Source organism: Nocardioides imazamoxiresistens (assembly GCF_032378595.1).
Lineage (GTDB): Bacteria > Actinomycetota > Actinomycetes > Propionibacteriales > Nocardioidaceae > Nocardioides > Nocardioides imazamoxiresistens.
In genome coordinates, this window is the sequence record NZ_JAVYII010000006.1 from 1 (window position 1) to 19,303 (window position 19,303).

A 19,303-nucleotide genomic window follows, 5' to 3' on the forward strand; every position below is an offset into this window, starting at 1 on the left:
ACGAACCCCGCACCCTCCAAGGTGAGGGTCCGCGTGGCGCGAGCGATCCGCCGGGCCCGCCACACCTGCACCCCACCAGAGGCGACCCGGTCCGCGATCAGCGGGAGGCGGTGTCGGACCTCGACCGCATCACCGACCAGCGCACGACCCGCGTCCTGCGACAGACCCATCGCAGTGATCAGTTCGAGAACCGCGAACTCCGACACCAACGGGGCACCGGGTCCGCCGTACGCCAGCCACCGGTCCCCACCCGGCACCGCCGCGAGGGACTCCTCGTCGTCGACCCACATGCCCAACGGGCCGATCGGGTCACCCACCACCGCGTTGCTGGGCGAGCCGCCGCGCAGCACGTCGAGGTGGGCATCGGCGTAGTCGGCAGCCGCGAAGAACGCGGCCGCTTCGGCAGCGCGTTGGGCCCGCATCGCCTCGGACGCGACAGTTAGCAGCGCAACCCGCGACGGGCTGTTGGTGTGCTGCTGGGTCCCTCGATCCATACCCCGAATTCTACTCGAACGTGCGTTCGATAACCAGGATCGCTGACCGATCTGTGGAGAACGTTTCCGCAGGTCAACCCACCTGCGCACCCTCCCGCGCGTACCCCCACCCACACCCCGCGGCAGAACCCGCAACTCGACGCCCCGAACCGCGGCACAACCCGCAGCTCGACGCCCCGGACCGCGGCACAACCCGCAGCTCGACGCCCCCGCCCGGGCCGCCTCGACCCACGACGCGGCGGCGCTGGCGCGGTGGGCAGGGCGGGTCCAGCGACGCACCTGTCCGGCCGGGCAGGTGGGTCCCCCCGCCCTCCGACCGGGATCGCGATCCTGGCCTGTCGCCGCCCCGCACGGCGGACCTAGCGTCCGTGACGAGCGCCACATCCGCCGATCCCAGGAGGTCTGCCATGCAGGTCGACGAGCTGCTCAAGCCGTTCCCCATCAAGGAGTTCCACCCGTTCCCGCGCGCCCTCATGGGGCCGGGAGCCCACGAGATGATCGGGCCCGAGGCCCTCAAGCTCGGCTTCCGCAAGACGCTCGTCATGACGTCGGGCCTGCGCGGCACGGACATCGTGCACAAGATCGTGGAGTCGATGAAGTACCACGGGCTCGAGGTCGTCGTGTACGACCAGGTGGAGTCCAACCCCAAGGACTACAACGTCATGGACTCCGTGGCGCTGTACCAGGAGAACGAGTGCGACTCGTTCGTCTCCATCGGTGGCGGCTCCTCGCACGACGCCTGCAAGGGCGCCCGCGTCTCGGTCGCCCACGACGGCCGCAACGTCAACGAGTTCGAGGGCTTCAACATGTCCGAGAACCCGAAGAACCCGCCGCACATCGCGGTCTCCACGACCGCCGGCACCGGTTCGGAGACGTCGTGGGCCTACGTCATCACCGACACGACGACGGACCCCGACAACCCGCACAAGTACGTGGCGTTCGACGACGCGTCGGTGGCGACGCTGGCGATCGACGACCCGGTGCTCTACTTCGACTGCCCGGTCGACTACACCGCGCAGTGCGGCTTCGACGTGCTCGCGCACGCCTCCGAGCCGTACGTCTCGCGCCTCAACTTCGAGCCCAGCCTCGGCAACGCCATCCGCGCCATCAAGCTGACGGCGGAGAACCTGCGCGAGGCCACCTGGAACGGCCAGGACCTCAAGGGACGCGAGGGCATGATGTACGCCCAGTACATCGCCGCCCAGGCCTTCAACTCCGGTGGCCTCGGCATCATCCACTCGATCAGCCACGCGGTCTCGGCGTTCTACGACACCCACCACGGCCTCAACAACGCGATCGCGCTGCCGCGGGTGTGGGCGTTCAACATGCCGGCCGTCTACGGCCGCTTCGCCGACATCGCGGAGGCGATGGGCATCGACACCCACGGCATGACCAAGCCGCAGGCCGCCGACGCCGCGCTCGCCGCCGCGATCCGCCTGCTGCGCGACGTGGGCATCCCGGAGCGGTTCGTCGACGTCACGGCCGACTCGTACTCCAAGAACCGCCTCGGCACCGGCCCGACGAAGTTCTACGAGAACGCCCCCGTGATCAAGGGCGACGCCGACGACGTCGACCGGATCACGAACCACGTCCTCGGCGACGCCTGCACCCCGGGCAACGCGAAGGAGTGCACGTTCGAGACGGTCCGCCCCGTCGTCGAGCACTGCATGACCGGCGACCTGGACGACCTCCTGTCCTGACGCCCCGGCCGGCGCCCGACCCCGGCCGGGCGCCGGCCGCACCCGCCCCACGCCTGCACCCACCTCCCGACCCACCAGCGCGAGCCAGGAGCCGTCGATGACCACCACTCCGACCGACCGCCAGGACGCGGACGAGCAGCAGCTCGACTCCGTCGACGACGTGAAGCAGCGCTTCGCCGACGCGGGCTACCTCGCCGACGACCGCCTGGCCACCACGGTGTTCCTGCAGACCCGCCTGGACAAGCCGGTCCTGCTGGAGGGGCCGGCCGGGGTGGGCAAGACCCAGCTCGCGCAGTCGCTCGCCGCGGTCACGGGTCGCCGGCTCGTGCGCCTGCAGTGCTACGAGGGCCAGGACGAGACCAAGGCGCTCTACGAGTGGGACTACGGCAAGCAGCTGCTCTACACCCAGATCCTGCGCGAGAAGATCGGCCAGGTCGTCGCCGACACCTCGACGCTCGACGAGGCGATCGAGCGGATCGCGGCCCAGGACTCGGTGTTCTTCTCCGACCGCTTCCTCGCGCCGCGGCCCCTCCTCGAGGCGATCTCCTCGCCCGACCCCGTGGTGCTGCTGGTCGACGAGGTCGACCGGGCCGACGAGGCGCTCGAGGCGGTGCTGCTCGAGCTGCTCGCCGAGTTCCAGATCTCCATCCCCGAGATCGGGACCGTGGTGGCCGAGCGCAAGCCGTACGTCGTGCTCACCTCCAACAACACGCGCGACCTGTCCGCCGCGCTCAAGCGCCGCTGCCTGCACCTGTTCCTCGACTACCCGGACGCGCAGCGCGAGCTCGAGATCATCGCCAGCAAGGACACCGGCCTGTCCGCGACGCTGGCCACCCGGCTCGTGGAGGTCGTCCGCCAGCTGCGCGAGCTGGACCTGCGCAAGGCACCGAGCATCTCCGAGACCATCGACTGGGCGCGCACGCTGGCCGTCCTCGGCGTCTCCGAGCTCTCCGCCGAGGTGCTCTCGAGCACCCTCAACGTGGTCGTCAAGTACGAGCGCGACCTGGCCCGCGCGCTGCGCGAGGTGCCGCGGCTCGCGGACCCCAACGCGGTCGTGCCCGACAGCCTCCACGGACACGGACACGGACACGGCCACGGGCACGGCCACGGTCACGGCCACGGACACGGGGACGACGCCGCCCCGGCGGCCCCGGCAGCGCCGGCAGCCGACGACGCCGACGGCCCGAGCGGCAAGGACGTCCGCGCCTCGAAGGACCAGCCGGGCCGGCACGACGACGGCTACTACGGCGCGCAGGGGACGACGTCGGTCAACGGCCGCGCCGTCTCCAGTGGGCAGGGCTCGCGCTCCTTCGCCGCCGGGTCGCGCAAGCGACCCGTCTGACGGACCGCCCGAGGGAGGGAACGCACGATGGAAGGCGCCCTGCACCGCTTCGTCCGGCTCCTGCGTCTGCACGGCGTGCGGGTCAGCACCGCCGAGGCGATCGACGCGATGCACGCCGTCGCGACGCCGGGCGTGCTCGACGACCGGGAGGTGCTCCGCTCGGCGCTCGCCGTGTGCCTGGTCAAGGACCGCCGCGACCTGCCGGCGTACGAGCGGGTCTTCGACCGCTTCTTCGGCCTGCGGGCCGTGGTCGACGCCCCGGCGGAGCACGGCCACGACCACACCCACGACGACCTCGCGGACACCGGCGAGCTGGACCGGTTCACCCTCTCCGAGACGCCCGGCGACCTGCCCGAGGACGGCCACAGCCACGACAAGCCGAAGGACATCAAGGAGTTCTTCAAGCCGGAGGACCTGGCGCAGCAGTACAACCTGCACCAGGAGGCCAACAAGATCGACATGGCCGCGATGACCGACGAGATCATCATCTCGGACGACGAGCAGGCCACGATCGGCGAGGCCGCACGCGTGCAGATCTCGACGCAGCGGATGCACAACCCGGGCAACCCGGGCGAGATCGCCGGCCGCCCGGGCCTCCAGCTCGAGACCGAGCTGACGGTGGCCGAGGAGCTGACGCTGCTGGCGTGGCTGGACGACGGCGAGGGCGCCGACGACACCGACGAGCCCGAGGACCCGGAGCACGCCGCCACGCTGGCGGCCCTGCGCGAGGCCCTCGCGCCGTTCCTCGCAGCGCTGCCCGAGAAGCTGAAGCAGCACCTCGAGGCGCTGATGGCGATGGACGTCGACCTGGAGAGCAGGGAGATCGAGGCCCGTCAGGCCGAGACGGTCGACGAGGGCGAGCGGGCCGCGCTGGAGGAGGCGCTGCGGCGCCTGCTGCGGTCCCTGCACGGTGCCCCGCGTCCTCGGCGGCGGGCCGCGGCCCGCGGCGTGGTGGACGGTCGCCGCACGATGCGCTCCAACATGAAGTACGACGGCGTGCCCTTCCGGCCCGTCACGGTCTCGAAGGTGGAGGACCGTCCGCGGCTGATGGTGCTGTGCGACGTCTCCCTGTCCGTGCGCTCCGCCGCCCGGTTCACCCTGCACCTCGTGCACGGCCTGCAGTCGGTCGCCGCGTCGGTGCGCACCTTCGCCTTCGTGGCCGACTGCGTGGAGACGACCGACCTCTTCGCCGAGCACCGCACCGAGGAGGCGTTGTCCCTGGTGCTCGCGGGGCTGCCGGCGGGCGGCGTCCTGGACGTGGACGCGGACTCCGACTACGGCAACGTCTTCGGCTCCTTCCTCGAGACGTGGGGCGGCGCGATCACCCGCCGCACGACGCTGGTCGTCCTCGGCGACGGGCGCAGCAACGGCCGCGACCCCGGGCTCGAGCCGTTCGCCGAGCTGAGCCGCCGCGCCCGCGAGACCGTGTGGTTGACGCCGGAGCCCCGCTACTCGTGGGCCCTGGGGCGCTGCGACCTGCCGGCGTACTCCGAGCACTGCAGCCGCGTGCAGGTCGTGCGCAACCTCGCCGGCCTGGAGAAGGTGACCGACCTGCTGCCCGCCGGGCGGACGCGATGAGCCGGGCGGGGCTGGACCCGCCGGGCGTCGCGGAGGTGCGGCCGCTGGACCCCTTCACGCCGGTGGCGGCGGACGGGGCCTACCGCGACGACGTCGTGGAGGTACGCGCGGTGGGCGGGCACCGCTCGCGGCGCGGGCTGCACACGGTGCGCACGACCCACTTCGACCTCACCCCGGCCGGCGACGGGCGGCGGATCCGGATCGAGCACGTGCTGCGCGACGAGCAGGTCGACGACGACATCGCCGGGCTCGTGTCCACGGAGCTCTTCGGGCCCGGCTGGCTGCGCGGGGTCGCGATGTTCGAGCGGGTCTTCACCGGCGTCGTGCGGTCGGTGCGGCCCGACCCGGCCGCCGCCTGGGCGCTGTTCTACCGCAACACGATGGAGCGGCTCGACGCGGAGCAGCGCGCCGGCACGCACCCGTCGGGGCCCGGGGGCGCGCACGGCACCATCGCGGAGTACGCCCCCGTCTACGCCCACGCCGAGGGCCTGCTCGCCGACGGCTCGGTGCTCGAGACGGGCTGCTGCTTCGGCTTCCTCAGCCTGCGGCTCGCTGCCGCCGGCCGCTCGGTGACCGCCTCGGACCTCGCTCCGGGCACGGTGCGGCTGCTGGGGGAGACGGCCCGGCGTCTCGACCTGCCGGTGCGGACGCTGGTCGCCGACGCGGCGCACCACCCGCACCCCGACGCCGCCTTCGACAACGTGCTGGTCCTGCACCTGCTCGAGCACGTCGACGCCGACCACGGCCGGCAGGTCCTGGCCGAGGCCCTGCGCCTGGCGCGGCGCCGCGTCGTGGTCGCGGTGCCGCTGGAGGACGTGGCGGAGGAGACGTGGGGGCACGTGCGCACGATCAGCCTCGCCGACCTCGACGCGTGGGGGGCGGCGACCGGCCGGCCCTACGACGTGCACGAGCTGCACGGCGGCTGGCTGGTCGTCGACCTGGACCGCTGACCTGGGCCGGCCTGCCCCCCCACCCGTCAGATCACGCCCGTCAGATCACGCCCAGCTTGCTGGCCGCGTAGACGGCCTCGGCGCGCCGGGACACCTCGAGCTTGCGCAGGATGTTGCCGACGTGGAACTTGGCGGTGGTCTCGGAGATGAAGAGCCGCTCGCCGATCGCGCGGTTGGAGTGGCCCCGGGCCAGCAGCTGCAGCACCTCGAGCTCGCGCTCGGTGAGCTGCTGGTTGGCGGCGGGGGCCGGCGCGTTGAGGCCGCGCACCATGGCGGCCGCGCTGCGGGCGTCGAACGCGCTGCCGCCGCGGGAGACGTCGCGGATGGCCCGCACCAGACCGGAGGTGTCGACGTCCTTGACGACGTAGCCGCGGGCCCCGACCCGGATCGCGCGCAGCACCAGCTGGTCGTCGAGGAAGGTGGTCAGCACCAGCACGCCGAGACCGGGGTGCTCCTCGACCAGCTGCGCGCACAGCTCGAGGCCCTCGGTGTCCGACGACGTCGACAGCTTGAGGTCGAGCAGGACGATGTCCGGGGCGACGTGACGCACCACCGCACGGGCCTCGGCCGCTGTCGACGCCTCGGCCAGCACGCGCAGGTCGGGCTCGCGCTCGAGGATCGAGCGCAGCCCCTGGCGCACGATGGCGTGGTCGTCGACGAGGAGGATGCCGACCGTGTCCCGGCGGGTCGGCGGCTGCGTCGTGGGCTGCTGGGGCGCGATCGTCATGACGGCTCCTCTCGGTGGGCGGCGGCCGGGCGGACGAGCCCGGAGATGACGGCGGGACGCGACGGGCGGGCGGGGGTGAGGGGCAGGGGCACGCGCAGCTCGACGCGGACGCCGCCGATGCGGGCCCGCCGGAAGGCGAGGGTCCCGCCGAGCTCGGCGACGCGGGCCTCGATGTTGACCAGCCCGCGGTGCCGCCCGTCGGCGCTGGCCCCCCGCTCGAGGCGCAGCATCCGGGCGAGCGCGACCGGGTCGCCCCGGCCGTCGTCGGCGACCGTGACCAGGAGCTGGTCGCGGCGGTAGCGCACGCGCACCACGGCCCGGGTCGCCTCGGCGTGGTTGACGATGTTGAACAGCGCCTCGCCCACCGCCCGCGCCAGCTCGTGGTCCGCGTCCGCGGGCAGCTCCTGGACGTCGCCCTCGACCCGCACGGCGACGGCCAGGTGGTGGCGGTGGTGGTCGGTGAGCTCGTGCATCAGCTCGGGCAGGGTGGCCACCGTCTCGCTGTGGGGCCGGTGCAAGGCGTAGATCGCCCGCCGCAGCTGGTCGACGGCCTCGCCGGTCAGCGCCTTGGCCGTGGTGAGCTGCGCGAGGACGCCCTCGGCGCCCATCAGCTCCGCGTCGCCGCGGGCCACCTCGACGGCCATGCCCGCCGAGAGCACGAACTGGGTCACCGAGTCGTGCAGCTCGCGGGCGATCCGGTGACGTTCCGTGTCGACGAGCTCGCGCTGGTGGGCGACCAGGAGGCGCTGCTCGGCGTGGCGCAGCTCGGCCGTGCGGGCCTCGAGGTCGCGCCGTTGCGCCTGCGCCTCGTCGTAGAGCCGCTGCGCGCGTCGGTGCAGGGCCAGGCCGGCGTGGTACTGCTCCGAGGTGTGCAACGAGACCGCCGCCTGGTTGGCCAGCACCCGCAGCACCGACAGGTCGCCCGGCTCCGGCTCGACGGGAAGGCCGTGCAGCGCGACGAGGCTGCCGATCCGGCGGCCCTCCAGCATCATCGGCACCCGCACCCACCGGTCGTCCTCCGACGAGCGCACCGCGTGACCGGCCCGGACGGCGCCGAGCTCGCGCCGCACGAACGGTGGCAGCGTCGAGTCGTCGTCGGCGACCTCGCCGTCCGCGCCGATCGCGAGGAAGCGGGGACGCGCACCCGGCAGGTGGGCGTCGGCGACCGCCAGCAGGGTCCACTCGGCCTCGAGGTGGGCGCTCGCCGCGCGCACGACCTCCTCCAGCAGGCCCCGCGGCCCCTCGACCGTGCGTACCAGTGCCCGCGAGATGGAGTCCATCGCCCGCACGGCCCGCTGCGTGCGCTCGTCGGAGCGCACGTAGGCGCGGTAGTAGGACTCCTTGCCGGAGCGTACGCCCGTGAGCGCGGCCAGGTCGGGCCGCGCGGGGTGGTCGACGGTCACGGCCGCCGGCCGTTCACAGCGCCTCGCGGAACAGCATCTCGACGTCGGCCTCGGAGGCCGCACGCGGGTTCGTGGTCAGGCACGCGTCGTCGAGGGTCGTGCGCGCCAGGCGCGGGACGTCCTCGGCGGTGACCCCGAGCGCGCCGAGCCCGTCGGGCACGCCGACGTCGTCGGCGAGTCGGCGCACGTGCGCGGCCAGCAGCTCGGCCGCCCGCTCCCCGCCGACCCCGTCCACGTCGAGGCCGGCCGCGCCGGCGAGATCGACGAACCGGTCGGGGGTGGCGCGGGCGTTGTAGCGGATCACGTGGGGCAGCAGCACCCCGTTGACCACGCCGTGCGGGGCGTCGAGGAGGCCGCCGACCTGGTGGCTCATCGCGTGGGTCGCGCCGAGGATGGCGTTGGTGAACGCGAGGCCGGCCTCGAGGCTGGCCTGCGCCATCTTCGCGCGCGCCGCGTGGTCGCGGGGGTCGGTCATCGTGGTGCGCAGGTGCCGGCAGACCAGTCCGACGGCGTTGAGCGCGTGGCTGTCGGCCAGCGGGTTGTGGGCCAGCGAGACGAAGGACTCGATGCCGTGCGTGAGCGCGTCGAGCCCGGTGGCGGCGTTGAGCTCGGAGGGCATCGTCACCAGCAGCCGCGGGTCGGTCACCGAGATGTCGGGCACCAGGGCCCGGCCCATGATGGTGAGCTTCACCGAGCGCGCCGTGTCCGTCACGATGCAGAACTGGCTGACGTCGGCGCCGGTGCCCGACGTGCTCGGGATCATCAGCATCGGCGGGATCGGCCGGGTCGCCCGGTCGACGCCCGCGTAGTCCAGGATGTCGCCGCCGTTCCCCGACAGGATCGCGACGGCCTTCGCGGCGTCCATCACCGAGCCGCCGCCGATGCCGACGACGACGTCCGCCTCGCTGTCGACGTAGCGGGCGTACGCCTCCCGCACCTCGTGGTCGCGGGGGTTGGGGGAGACGGCGTCGAAGACGACGGGGTGCAGACGGGCGGCGCGCAGGTGCGTCACGAGCTCGTCGACCCAGCCGGCAGCGCGGATGCCCGGGTCGGTGACCACGAACGGCCGGCGGGCTCCCAGACGGGCGGCGGCGAAGCCGGCCTCGGCGAGCGAGCCGACCCCGAACACGATCTCGGGGGCGTGGAACTTGACGAGCCCGGGCTGCTCGCGGGCGTCGTCCGGAGCGCCGGCCCCGCGACCGTGGTGGTGGTCGGACCGTCCGAGCGGCCGTTCGGGCGCCACCGCGGTCATGCCGCCCTCGCCGAGGACGTGCGGGCGACCCGGCACCCGCGATCGAGGTCTGCTGGCACCGACCCGCTCCTCCCTGTCGCGCCACGGAGCCCGTGTGACCGGCGTCACGTGACCCGTCGAGGATGGCTCCCGGGAGGTTGCGACGACGTTGCCCGGTCGTCGTCGGCGGGGGCGCGTACGGTCCGGGCCATGGACGATCCCAAGGAGACCCTGCGTCGCTACCTGCACAGCCACCGCGAGACGGTGCTGTGGAAGCTCGACGGCCTCTCGGAGCGCGACCAGCGCTGGCCGGCGACCCCGACCGGCACGAACCTGCTCGGCCTGGTGAAGCACCTGGCGTTCACGGAGGCCGGCTACCTCGGCGAGGTGTTCGGGCGCCCGCTGCCGGACCCGCCCGCCTGGATGGTCGAGGCGGACGGCCCGGACGCCGAGCCCAACGCCGACATGTGGGCGACGGCCGAGGAGACGCCGGCGGAGATCGCGGCGCTCTACCGCCGCGTCGCGGCGCACAGCGAGGCCACCATCGCCGCGCTCGACCTCGACGCGCGCGGCCGGGTGCCGTGGTGGGAGGAGGACGTCACGCTGCACCAGGTCCTCGTGCACCTGCTCGCCGAGACGGCGCGGCACGCGGGCCACGCGGACGTGGTGCGCGAGAGCCTCGACGGCGGCCGGGGCCTGGCCGACGGCAACGACAACCTGCCGCCGGTCGACGACGAGTGGTGGGAGGGCTACGTGGGTCGGCTCGCCGACATCGCCGAGCGCAGCCGCTGAGCCCGGTCAGGAGCCGCTGACGCGGTGCACCTTGTGCTGGGCGGCCTGGGCGCGCGGGCGGATCACCATCTCGTCGACGTTGAAGTGGCTCGGCCGGGTGGCGATCCACACCACGGCGTCGGCGACGTCCTCGGCGACGAGCGGCTCGGCGACGCCCTCGTACACCTTGTCGGCCGCGGCCTGGTCGCCCCCGAAGCGCACCAGCGCGAACTCGTCGGTGCGCACCATGCCGGGGGCGATCTCGCTGACGCGGATCGGGTCGCCGCACAGCTCGAGGCGCAGGGTCTCCGTGACCACCTGGGTGCCGTGCTTGGCGGCGGTGTAGCCGCCGCCCCCCTCGTAGGCGATCCGGCCGGCGGTCGAGCCAATGTTGACGATGAGGCCGTCGCCCCCGGCCCGCAGCGCGGGCAGCAGCGCCTGGGTGACCTGCAGCAGGCCGATGACGTTGACCTCGTACATCGCGCGCCACTGGTCGGCGTCCGCCCGCTCGACGGGCTCGGAACCGAACGCGCCGCCGGCGTTGTTGACGAGCACGTGCAGCTCGCCGCCGACGACCTCGGCCAGGGCCGCCACGTCGGCGGCGTCGGTGACGTCGCAGCGCACGGCCCGGCCGCCGATCTCGGCGGCGAGCGCCTCGATGCGCTCGACCCGGCGGGCCGCACAGACGACGTCGAACCCGGCCGCGGCCAGGGCCCGGGCGCTCGCGGCGCCGATGCCGCTGCTGGCCCCGGTGACGACGGCGGTGCGGCGCGCGCTCCCGGAGGCGTCGGACGGGGCGGCCGGAGCGGACGGAACGGGGGTGGCGGGGGTGGCGGGGGTCGACATGACGCCCAGTCTCCCCGACTTGCCGCGACGGTGGAGAATGGGCCGCCGAGACGGACGGCGGGGGCCGAGGGACGAGGAGGTGGCGGGTGAAGCGGGTCGCGATGATCAGCCTGCACACCTCACCGCTGGACCAGCCGGGCACGGGCGACGCGGGCGGGATGAACGTGTACGTCCTGGAGCTCGCGCGCCGCATCGGCGGGCTCGGCGTCGCCGTCGACGTGATGACGCGAGCGACCTCGTCGCGCAACGCGCCCGTCGTGGAGGTCGCGGAGAACGTCCGCGTCTCGCACCTGGTCGCCGGCCCCTACGAGGGCATCGACAAGGCGGACCTCCCGGCGCAGCTGTGCACCTTCGCGCGTGAGGTGCTGCGCACCGGGGCCGAGGCGCCGCTCGGGCACTTCGACGCCGTGCACAGCCACTACTGGCTCTCCGGGCAGGTGGGCGCGCTGGCGCGCGACCGCTGGGGCGTGCCGCTGGTGCACTCGATGCACACGATGGCGAAGGTGAAGAACGCGGCGCTCGCGACCGGCGACGAGCCGGAGCCCGCCGTCCGGGTGATCGGCGAGGAGCAGGTCGTCGACGCCGCGGACCTGCTGGTCGCGAACACCGACCGCGAGGCCGACGAGCTGGTCAGCCTCTACGGTGCCCCGCCGGATCGTGTGCGGGTCATCCACCCGGGCGTCGACCTGTCCCGCTTCCGGCCGCAGCACCGCGGTTCGGTGCGCGCGGCCCTCGGTCTGCCCGCCGACGCACGGGTGGTGCTCTTCGCCGGACGCATCCAGCCGCTCAAGGCCCCCGACGTCCTCGTGCGCGCGGTGGCCGCGCTGCTCGAGCGCGACCCCGGCCTGCGTCCGCGTCTCGTGGTGCCGGTCGTGGGCGGGCCGTCGGGCTCGGGTCGCGAGCGGCCCGACGCACTGGCGGACCTGGTCACGAGCCTGGGTCTCGACGACGTCGTCCGCTTCGTGCCGCCGGTGACCCAGGCCGAGCTGGCGTGGTGGTACGCGGCGGCCGACCTCGTCGCCGTCCCGTCCTACAACGAGTCGTTCGGGCTGGTCGCGCTCGAGGCGCAGGCGGCCGGTACGCCCGTGCTCGCCGCCGGCGTCGGCGGCCTCGTCACGGCGGTCGACGACGGTGTCAGCGGGATGCTCGTCGACACCCACGAGCCGAGCGACTGGGCCGCGGCCCTGCGGCGCCTGCTGCGCGACGACGACCTGCGGCTCTCGCTGTCGGCGGGAGCGCTCGCGCACGCCCGCGGCTTCGCCTGGGAGCGCTGCGCGGAGGTCACGCTGGAGGCGTACGAGCACGCAGCGCGCAGCATGCGGGTCGGGGCCGACCGGTGAGCGCCGACCCGACCGACCCGACCGACCCGACCGACCCCGCGGGCCCGGCCGAGCAGGTCGACGCCGCGGCCGTGGCCATGGTGCGCGAGCACCTCGAGGCCGGCGGCATCGAGCACGAGGAGACGGCGCCCGGCGTGCTGTCCCTCTCGCTGCCGGGCGAGCGCAAGCTGACCATCCCGGTGCGCCTCGACGTGGGGCGGCACGCGCTGGGGGTGCACGCGTTCGTGTGCCGCAACCCCGACGAGAACCACGAGGGCGTCTACCGCTGGCTGCTGCAGCGCAACCTGCGGATGTACGCGGTGGCCTTCGCGGTCGATCGCACCGGTGACATCTACCTCGACGCCCGGCTGCCGCTCGAGACGCTCACCCCGGAGGGCCTCGACCGGCTCCTCGGCTCGGTGCTCACCTACGCCGACGAGTCGTTCAACACGATCCTCGAGCTGGGCTTCGCCACGTCGATCCGGCGCGAGTGGGAGTGGCGGCGCGAGCGGGGCGAGTCGACGCGCAACCTCGAGGCCTTCCGAGGCTGGCTCGAGGACTGAGCCCGCGGCTGGCGCCCGCCCGGCCGCCCGCTCAGGCCCGGGCCCGCGGCCGGCGCCGCGAGACCAGCACGCCGACGATGCACAGCGCCCCGCCGACGAACGCGAGCGGCGGCGGCACCTCCGACAGCGCGACCCACGCGATCCCCGCGGCCAGGAACGGCACGAGGAACGTCGAGAGCGCCATGGTCGAGGCGTTCGTGCGCGCCAGGGCGTACGCCCAGGTGCTGAACGCGATCGCGGTCGGGAAGAGGCCGAGGTAGCCGATCCACAGCAGCGTCGAGGGAGAGGAATCGCGCACGACGCCGACCAGCTCGCCGCTCCACGGCAGGCACACGGCCGCGCCCACCACGGTCGCGACGAAGGTGACCTCGAGGGCTCCCGCGCGGGCCAGCAGCGGCTTCTGGCTGAGCACCCCGACGGCGTACGTCAGCGCCGCCACGACGGCCATCAGGACGCCGAGGAGGTCGCCGTGCTCGGCGCCGGAGGACGCGCGCCCGATGACCACGACACCGGCGAAGCCGATGCCGAGACCGACCACCAGCCAGCGGTGCAGCGGCTCGTCGAGGAAGACGGCCGCGAGCAGCGCGACGATGATCGGCCCGATCTGCACGACCAGCGCCGCGGTGCCGGCGTCGATGCGCTGCTCGGCGGCGTTGAGGGCGACGTTGTAGATCCCGAACCAGGCGACCCCGCACAGCAGGACCAGGCCCAGGTGGCGACGCTCCGGCCACCGGGGCGCCCGCCGGGTGCGCACGCGCCGGATCCCGAGCAGGACTCCCAGGGCGAGGGCCGCGACCACGAGGCGCCCCAACGACAGCGAGCCCGGGGGCACGTCGGTGCCGAGGTGGCGGATCGCGACGAACGCGGAGGCCCAGAGCACGAGCGTGACCGCCGCCGCGGCGGCCGCGAACGACGGCGTGCCGCCCGGCGACGACGGCGCGAGCGCCGACTCCGGCGGGCAGCTCGGGTCGGCGGCGGGGGAGGTCTCGGTGCTCACGTCCGCCGACGTTAGTGCTCCTGCGCGCCGACGTCGCGGTCGGCGACGGTCACGGAGCGTCGATCCGGCGCCAACCTGCTCAGAGGTCGAGCTTGTAGCCCAGCCCGCGCACCGTCACGAGGAACTTCGGCTCGCTCGGGTCCGGCTCCAGCTTGGCGCGCAGCCGCTTCACGTGGACGTCGAGGGTCTTGGTGTCGCCGACGTAGTCCGAGCCCCACACGCGGTCGATCAGCTGCCCGCGGGTGAGCACCCGGCCGGGGTTGCGCAGGAACATCTCGAGGAGCTCGAACTCCTTGAGCGGCAGGCGCTGCTCGCTGCCGCCCACGGTGACCACGTGCCGGTCCACGTCCATGCGGACCGGGCCTGCCTCGAGGGTGGAGGGCGACAGGTCGGGCTCGCTGCCGCGGCGCAGCACGGCGCGGATGCGGGCGACGAGCTCGCGGGGGGAGTAGGGCTTGGTGACGTAGTCGTCGGCGCCGAGCTCGAGGCCGACCACCTTGTCGACCTCGTCGTCCTTCGCGCTGACCATGATCACCGGGACGGTGGACGTCTGGCGGATCTGGCGGCAGACCTCGGTGCCGGGGATGCCGGGGAGCATCAGGTCGAGCAGCACGATGTCGGCACCGTTGCGGTCGAACTCCGTCAGGGCGGTGTTGCCGTCGGCGGCGATGGCCACCTCGAAACCCTCCTTGCGGAGCATGTAGGCGAGAGCGTCGCTGTAGCTCTCTTCGTCCTCGACGACGAGTACCCGCGTCACGGGCGTTCCTCCTGCTGTGCCGGTTGGTGCTGGGCGGATGGGCGGGTGGGGACCTCGTGGAGGAGGTCGCGAGCGTCCCCGGGCACGTCGACCGGTTCGCGGTCGCCGCGCTCGGCGAGGACGTCCTCGTGGGGCATGTCGTGGCCGCGGGGCAGGCGCAGGCGGAAGGTCGAGCCCTGGCCCTCGACGGACCACACGCTGACGTCGCCCCCGTGCACGGCCGCGATGTGCTTGACGATCGACAGCCCGAGGCCGGTGCCGCCGGTCGAGCGGTGCCGGGCGGGGTCGACGCGGTAGAAGCGCTCGAAGATCCGGTCGATGTCGGTCGCCGGGATGCCGATGCCCTGGTCGGTCACCGAGATCTCGACGGCGTCGTCGTCGCCGCGCACCGTCACCGCGACGGTCGCGCCCGTGGGGCTGTAGGTGATCGCGTTCTTGACCAGGTTGCCGACGGCGATCTCGATCTGCTCGCGGTTGCCGAGCACGACGAGGTCCTCCGCGGTGGCGTGGGAGACGGTCACGTCGCGGTTCTGCGCGTCGATGGCGCTGGCGTCCACCGCCGCCTCGACCACGTCGGCCACGACGACCGGGTCGGCGTGCTCCAACGGGTCGTCGCCCTGCAGGCGGGAGAGCTCGATGATCTGCTGCACGAGCGTGGAGAGCCGCTCGCTCTCCTTCATCATCCGGCGGGCGAAGCGCTCGACGGCCTCCGGGTCGTCGGAGGCCTCGACGACCGCGTCGGAGAGCAGCCGGATGGCGCCGACCGGGGTCTTCAGCTCGTGGCTGACGTTCGCGACGAAGTCGCGGCGCACGGCCTCGACCCGGTGCTCGCGGGTGCGGTCCTCGATCAGCGCCAGCACCAGCTGCCCGCGCAGGGGCGCGACGCGGGTGACGACCGTGCGGGTCGGGTAGCCGGGGCGGGTCTTGGTGATCTCGCGCTCGCGGATCTGGCCGTCGCGGCGCACGTCGCGGATCAGGCCGGCGAGGTCCTCGTCGACGACGTCGCGGCCGCGCACCAGCCCCAGGGCGTACGTCGGGGCGCTCGCCTTGAGCACGCTGTCGTTCTCGTCGACGACCACGGCGCTGCTGCGCAGCACGGACAGCACGCCGGCGACACCGGTCGGCAGCCGCGGCTCCTCGGGCTCGGGGGAGCGCTGCAGGCGCTCGCTGACGTGCCACGCGAAGGCTGCGGAACCGGCGACGAGGGCGCCCAGGAGGGCAGCCACGAATGCCTGGGTCGTCGGGTCCACGGGGTGATCGTACGCATCCTGCTCGCTGCCACCGGTCGCCGCGAAGTCCGCCGCAGCAGTGTTCACCACGCGTTCACGCGGTGGGAACCGGTTCCGGCGGCCCCCGCCCCGGCCGCGCCCGTACCGTTTCCCCCATGCGCGACGTCTTCCACGATCAGCTCGACTCCCTCTTCGACGACCTGGCCACGATGGCCGGTCTCGCCCGCGTCTCGGTCGCCGAGGCGACCAAGGCCCTGCTCACGGGTGACGTCGCCGTTGCCGAGCAGGTCATCTCCGACGACGCCACCCTCGACCGTCTGCGCGAGGGCATCGAGGAGCAGGCGTTCTCGCTGCTGTCGCTCCAGGCGCCCGTCGCCGGCGACCTGCGGATCGTGGTCGCCGCGCTGCGGATGGTCGCCGAGCTCGAGCGGATGGGCGACCTGTCGGTGCACGTCGCGAAGATCGCGCGCCTGCGCGTGCCGGACCTCGCGGTCCCGGGCCCGGTGCGCCCGCTGCTGGAGCGGATGGCCAAGGTGGCCGAGACGATGACCGCGCAGGTGCAGCGGATCATCGCGGAGCGCGACGTCTCCTCGGCCGCCGACCTGGCGCTGATCGACGACGAGATGGACCAGCTGCGCCGCGCCACCTTCTCGGCGATGCTCAACGACGACTGGCCGCACGGCGTCGAGGCCGCGGTCGACCTCGCCCTGCTCGGTCGCTACTACGAGCGGATCGCCGACCACGCGGTCTCGGTGGCGAACCGCGTCGTGTTCGTGGTGACGGGCGAGCACCCGGTGGCCGTCCCGCGCTGACGCCGCTGACGTCGCCGGCGCGTCAGGCGTCCCACGACCACGCCATCCCGACCGTGCCCGGCGGGCAGTCGAGTGCGACGAGCACGGCGTGCCCGCGCTCGTCGACGCGCACCCGGCGGCGCGGGAAGACGGGGCTGCCGTCGCGCAGCACCTGGTACGCCTCGCACCGCGTGGGCGGGTCGTGCGGCGGGAAGCGCACGACGAGGACGTACTCGCGCACCACGAGGCTGCAGCTGGCGTCGAACGACGTGTCGCGGGGCCCGGGCCCGTCGGTGCTGAGCTCGTAGTCGACGAGCACCGTCTCGCCGCGGGCGAGCGGGACGTCGTAGGCCAGGCGCACCCCGACCACCCGGTGCTGCGCGTCCTGCTCCTCGACCTCGACCCGACCGCCGCCGTGCACCGTCAGGCGGGGCGTCCCGGCCGTCGGGTCGTCGAGGAACTGGGTGATGCCCATCCCGGTCAGCCCCTCGTCGTCGGCGCGGCCGACGATCCGGGTGCGGGCCGAGGCGAGCCGTCGCTCGGCGTCCACGACGACCTCGTCGTGGTGGGACAGCCGGGTCAGCAGCACGCTGTGCGGGTTCTCCACCGCGGCCGTCACCCGCCGCACGGCGGCCCGTGCGGCGAACCGGGGCAGGGTCACCTCGTCGGTGCGGCGCACGACCGGGCCGCGCGGCCGGGGCGGTGGCACGAGGGAGACCAGGGCGCCGGCCTCCAGGCCGAAGAGCTGCTCGAGGTGGACGACGGCCTCGAGCGAGGCGCGGCGCCCGGGCGTGCGTGCCCCGGTCTGCCAGTAGCTGAGGGTCGCCACCGAGATCCGCACGCCCCGTTGCGCGAGTCGCCGCTGGATGCTCTCGAGGCCCAGGCCGCTGTCCTCGACCGCGGCGCGCAGGGCGCTCGCGAACGCGCTGGCCTGCTGGTCCGTGGCCTCGCTCGGCGCCGCCGTCACCCGGGTCTCCTCTGCTGCGCGGCCCCACCGGTCGGGTGGGTGGGGCGGAAGAGGTCAACGGTAGTGGCGCCGACCCGGAACGCGAACGGCCGCGGACCGGAGACTTCCGGTTCCGCGGCCGTGCGGCGGCTCGGGCGTACGCCCGGGGCTCAGCGTCCCTGGTTGGCGACGGCCGCGGCGGCGGCCGCGGCGGCCTCGGGGTCCAGGTACTCCCCGCCGGGCACGGTGGGACGCAGGTCCTCGTCGAGCCGGTAGACCAGCGGCATGCCGGTCGGGATGTTGAGACCCGCGATGTCCTCGTCCGAGATCTGGTCGAGGTGCTTCACGATCGCGCGCAGGCTGTTGCCGTGGGCGGCCACGAGGACCGTGCGGCCCTCGCGCAGGTCGGGCACGACCGCGGAGTCCCAGTAGGGCAGCAGACGGGCGATGACGTCCTTGAGGCACTCCGTGCGGGGCGCCTCGTCGCCGAGGTCGGCGTAGCGCGGGTCGCCGCTCTGCGAGAACTCGTCGGCGTCGTCGATCGGCGGGGGAGGGGTGTCGAAGCTGCGGCGCCAGAGCATGAACTGCTCCTCGCCGTACTGCTCCAGGGTCTGCTTCTTGTCCTTGCCCTGCAGCGCGCCGTAGTGACGCTCGTTGAGCCGCCACGAGCGCCGCACGGGGATCCAGTGGCGGTCGGCCGCGTCGAGCGCGAGCGCCGCGGTGTTGATCGCGCGGCGCTGCAGCGAGGTGTGGACGACGTCGGGGAGCACCTCGGCGTCGCGCAGCAGCTCGCCGCCGCGCACCGCCTCGCCGCGGCCCTTCTCCGTGAGGGCCACGTCGACCCAGCCGGTGAAGAGGTTCTTGGCGTTCCACTCGCTCTCGCCGTGGCGGAGCAGCACGAGGGTGTAGGTCATGTGATCAGCCCTGGGTCGCGTCGTCGGTGGCGTCGGCGGTCGGGTCGACGGTGGCACGCCCGGCCTGCGGCTCGGCGCTGCGGTCGAGGCCCGCCCACGGGTTGACGGCGTCGTCCTCGCCGATGTTGTCGCCGGTGCCGTGGTCCTCCTCCTCGGCCCCGTCGGCACCCTCGCCGCCCTCGGCGCCCTCCTCCTCGTGGTGCTCGTCGGTGCGCGCCAGCGTCGAGGTCGTCTCGCTGTCGGGGACCACCGGGACCCAGAGGCCCTCGGCCAGGTCGCCCTCGCCGACGGTCACGGGGATCATCGCGCCGGGGGTGATGTCGGAGCTGCGCACGACGATCGGCTCGTTCTCGTCGGCCCAGGAGTCGAGCGCGAGGTTCACGAAGTCGTTCGCCGGCAGCTCGAACGAGGTGTAGCCCGTGATGGTGACGCCGTCCCCGCCCTCGATCGCCGGCGTCGGGTGCGCCTCGGGGTCGTTGTTGGCGAAGGTCGCGATGAGGGTGCCGCTGCCGTCCTGGCCCGACACGATGACCATGCCGGTGACGTCGACCGGCGCCTCGACGGAGGCGACGCGGTAGTTGGCGCCGTGGGCCGGCACGTAGGGGAGGTCCGTCTCGACGTTGAAGCCGGTGACCTTCGCGCAGCCGGACAGGGCCACGGCGAGGCCTGCGGCCAGCACGAGACCTGCGCGGCGGCGTCGTCGCGACGAGGGGGAGACGGTGCGTGCCGGAGTGCGCTGCATCGT

The 19,303-nt window shown here is 73.8% G+C and carries 18 protein-coding genes and 1 pseudogene; 8 read left to right on the forward strand and 11 right to left on the reverse strand.

The features are described 5' to 3' along the window. Positions 1 to 494 (reverse strand): annotated as a pseudogene (locus tag RDV89_RS13750) (hypothetical protein); the annotation flags it as partial. A gap of 407 nt (positions 495 to 901) precedes the next feature. Between RDV89_RS13750 and mdo the strand changes: the two are divergent. From mdo to mftM, 4 genes are all read left to right on the forward strand, one after another. Continuing rightward, positions 902 to 2,194, forward strand: coding sequence for an NDMA-dependent methanol dehydrogenase (gene mdo / locus RDV89_RS13755; RefSeq protein WP_315733640.1), 1,293 nt, complete (start codon positions 902 to 904; stop codon positions 2,192 to 2,194). 97 nt (positions 2,195 to 2,291) lie between these two features. Then, complete coding sequence (locus RDV89_RS13760; RefSeq protein ID WP_315733641.1) at positions 2,292 to 3,536, forward strand: AAA family ATPase; 1,245 nt, start codon at positions 2,292 to 2,294, stop codon at positions 3,534 to 3,536. A 27-nt stretch (positions 3,537 to 3,563) separates the two neighbouring features. Beyond that, positions 3,564 to 5,114 (forward strand): VWA domain-containing protein, encoded by a 1,551-nt coding sequence (locus tag RDV89_RS13765; protein ID WP_315733642.1) that lies wholly within the window; start codon positions 3,564 to 3,566, stop codon positions 5,112 to 5,114. Next, on the forward strand, positions 5,111 to 6,064 hold the full coding sequence (gene mftM, locus RDV89_RS13770; protein WP_315733643.1) for a mycofactocin oligosaccharide methyltransferase MftM: 954 nt from the start codon (positions 5,111 to 5,113) through the stop codon (positions 6,062 to 6,064). Before RDV89_RS13765 ends, mftM begins: the two co-directional genes overlap by 4 nt. A 40-nt stretch (positions 6,065 to 6,104) precedes the next feature. Here mftM and RDV89_RS13775 read toward each other — a convergent pair whose 3' ends face one another. From RDV89_RS13775 to RDV89_RS13785, 3 genes are read right to left on the reverse strand one after another with little or no spacing between them, the layout of a single operon-like run. Beyond that, complete coding sequence (locus RDV89_RS13775; RefSeq protein ID WP_315733644.1) at positions 6,105 to 6,791, reverse strand: MadR family response regulator transcription factor; 687 nt, start codon at positions 6,789 to 6,791, stop codon at positions 6,105 to 6,107. Then, positions 6,788 to 8,194: a MadS family sensor histidine kinase gene (locus RDV89_RS13780; RefSeq protein WP_315733645.1), complete on the reverse strand. Its 1,407-nt coding sequence runs from the start codon at positions 8,192 to 8,194 to the stop codon at positions 6,788 to 6,790. Before RDV89_RS13780 ends, RDV89_RS13775 begins: the two co-directional genes overlap by 4 nt. Before the next feature lie 13 nt (positions 8,195 to 8,207). Further along, on the reverse strand, positions 8,208 to 9,482 hold the full coding sequence (locus RDV89_RS13785) for an iron-containing alcohol dehydrogenase (protein ID WP_315733646.1): 1,275 nt from the start codon (positions 9,480 to 9,482) through the stop codon (positions 8,208 to 8,210). Positions 9,483 to 9,635: 153 nt separating this feature from the next. On the opposite strand from RDV89_RS13785, the gene RDV89_RS13790 reads away from it, so the two are divergent. Further along, positions 9,636 to 10,217: a DinB family protein gene (locus RDV89_RS13790; RefSeq protein ID WP_315733647.1), complete on the forward strand. Its 582-nt coding sequence runs from the start codon at positions 9,636 to 9,638 to the stop codon at positions 10,215 to 10,217. A 6-nt stretch (positions 10,218 to 10,223) separates the two neighbouring features. Here the strand turns inward: RDV89_RS13790 and RDV89_RS13795 are convergent, their stop codons facing one another. Further along, entirely contained in the window at positions 10,224 to 11,042 is an 819-nt protein-coding gene (locus RDV89_RS13795; protein WP_315733648.1) for an SDR family oxidoreductase, read from the reverse strand. Positions 11,043 to 11,128: 86 nt separating this feature from the next. Here RDV89_RS13795 and mshA point away from each other — a divergent pair, with 86 nt between their 5' ends. Both mshA and RDV89_RS13805 read left to right on the forward strand, forming a co-directional pair. Continuing rightward, positions 11,129 to 12,382, forward strand: a complete 1,254-nt coding sequence (mshA, locus tag RDV89_RS13800; RefSeq protein WP_438823282.1) for a D-inositol-3-phosphate glycosyltransferase — start codon at positions 11,129 to 11,131, stop codon at positions 12,380 to 12,382. A gap of 77 nt (positions 12,383 to 12,459) precedes the next feature. Beyond that, complete coding sequence (locus RDV89_RS13805; protein WP_315734250.1) at positions 12,460 to 12,924, forward strand: type III secretion system chaperone family protein; 465 nt, start codon at positions 12,460 to 12,462, stop codon at positions 12,922 to 12,924. Positions 12,925 to 12,955: 31 nt separating this feature from the next. Here RDV89_RS13805 and RDV89_RS13810 read toward each other — a convergent pair whose 3' ends face one another. The 3 genes from RDV89_RS13810 to RDV89_RS13820 form a co-directional block, all read right to left on the reverse strand. Continuing rightward, complete coding sequence (locus RDV89_RS13810; protein WP_315733649.1) at positions 12,956 to 13,921, reverse strand: DMT family transporter; 966 nt, start codon at positions 13,919 to 13,921, stop codon at positions 12,956 to 12,958. Between the two features lie 79 nt (positions 13,922 to 14,000). Next, positions 14,001 to 14,678 carry a response regulator gene (locus RDV89_RS13815; RefSeq protein WP_315733650.1) on the reverse strand — a complete coding sequence of 226 codons (678 nt, stop codon included), beginning with the start codon at positions 14,676 to 14,678 and terminating at the stop codon, positions 14,001 to 14,003. Continuing rightward, positions 14,675 to 15,928: a sensor histidine kinase gene (locus RDV89_RS13820; protein WP_315733651.1), complete on the reverse strand. Its 1,254-nt coding sequence runs from the start codon at positions 15,926 to 15,928 to the stop codon at positions 14,675 to 14,677. Before RDV89_RS13820 ends, RDV89_RS13815 begins: the two co-directional genes overlap by 4 nt. A gap of 134 nt (positions 15,929 to 16,062) precedes the next feature. Between RDV89_RS13820 and phoU the strand changes: the two genes are divergently transcribed. Further along, the gene (gene phoU, locus RDV89_RS13825) at positions 16,063 to 16,719 is read left to right on the forward strand and encodes a phosphate signaling complex protein PhoU (RefSeq protein WP_315733652.1); all 657 of its coding nucleotides are present in this window, start codon (positions 16,063 to 16,065) and stop codon (positions 16,717 to 16,719) included. A gap of 22 nt (positions 16,720 to 16,741) precedes the next feature. Here phoU and RDV89_RS13830 read toward each other — a convergent pair whose 3' ends face one another. The 3 genes from RDV89_RS13830 to RDV89_RS13840 all read right to left on the reverse strand — a co-directional run bounded on the left by RDV89_RS13830 (position 16,742) and on the right by RDV89_RS13840 (position 19,300). Then, positions 16,742 to 17,665: a hypothetical protein gene (locus RDV89_RS13830; protein WP_315733653.1), complete on the reverse strand. Its 924-nt coding sequence runs from the start codon at positions 17,663 to 17,665 to the stop codon at positions 16,742 to 16,744. A 149-nt stretch (positions 17,666 to 17,814) separates the two neighbouring features. Beyond that, entirely contained in the window at positions 17,815 to 18,558 is a 744-nt protein-coding gene (locus RDV89_RS13835; protein ID WP_315733654.1) for a phosphoglyceromutase, read from the reverse strand. 4 nt (positions 18,559 to 18,562) lie between these two features. Continuing rightward, positions 18,563 to 19,300, reverse strand: a complete 738-nt coding sequence (locus RDV89_RS13840; RefSeq protein WP_315733655.1) for a hypothetical protein — start codon at positions 19,298 to 19,300, stop codon at positions 18,563 to 18,565. Between the last annotated feature and the right edge of the window lie 3 nt (positions 19,301 to 19,303).

What these genes read in the sequence shown, in the direction of transcription:
- mdo (WP_315733640.1), top strand. Translation starts at nt 902, where the DNA reads ATGCAGGTCGACGAGCTGCTCAAGCCGTTCCCCATCAAGGAGTTCCAC.
- RDV89_RS13760 (WP_315733641.1), top strand. Translation starts at nt 2,292, where the DNA reads ATGACCACCACTCCGACCGACCGCCAGGACGCGGACGAGCAGCAGCTC.
- RDV89_RS13765 (WP_315733642.1), top strand. Translation starts at nt 3,564, where the DNA reads ATGGAAGGCGCCCTGCACCGCTTCGTCCGGCTCCTGCGTCTGCACGGC.
- mftM (WP_315733643.1), top strand. Translation starts at nt 5,111, where the DNA reads ATGAGCCGGGCGGGGCTGGACCCGCCGGGCGTCGCGGAGGTGCGGCCG.
- RDV89_RS13775 (WP_315733644.1), bottom strand. Translation starts at nt 6,791, where the DNA reads ATGACGATCGCGCCCCAGCAGCCCACGACGCAGCCGCCGACCCGCCGG.
- RDV89_RS13790 (WP_315733647.1), top strand. Translation starts at nt 9,636, where the DNA reads ATGGACGATCCCAAGGAGACCCTGCGTCGCTACCTGCACAGCCACCGC.
- RDV89_RS13795 (WP_315733648.1), bottom strand. Translation starts at nt 11,042, where the DNA reads ATGTCGACCCCCGCCACCCCCGCCACCCCCGTTCCGTCCGCTCCGGCC.
- RDV89_RS13805 (WP_315734250.1), top strand. Translation starts at nt 12,460, where the DNA reads ATGGTGCGCGAGCACCTCGAGGCCGGCGGCATCGAGCACGAGGAGACG.
- phoU (WP_315733652.1), top strand. Translation starts at nt 16,063, where the DNA reads ATGCGCGACGTCTTCCACGATCAGCTCGACTCCCTCTTCGACGACCTG.
- RDV89_RS13835 (WP_315733654.1), bottom strand. Translation starts at nt 18,558, where the DNA reads ATGACCTACACCCTCGTGCTGCTCCGCCACGGCGAGAGCGAGTGGAAC.
- RDV89_RS13840 (WP_315733655.1), bottom strand. Translation starts at nt 19,300, where the DNA reads ATGCAGCGCACTCCGGCACGCACCGTCTCCCCCTCGTCGCGACGACGC.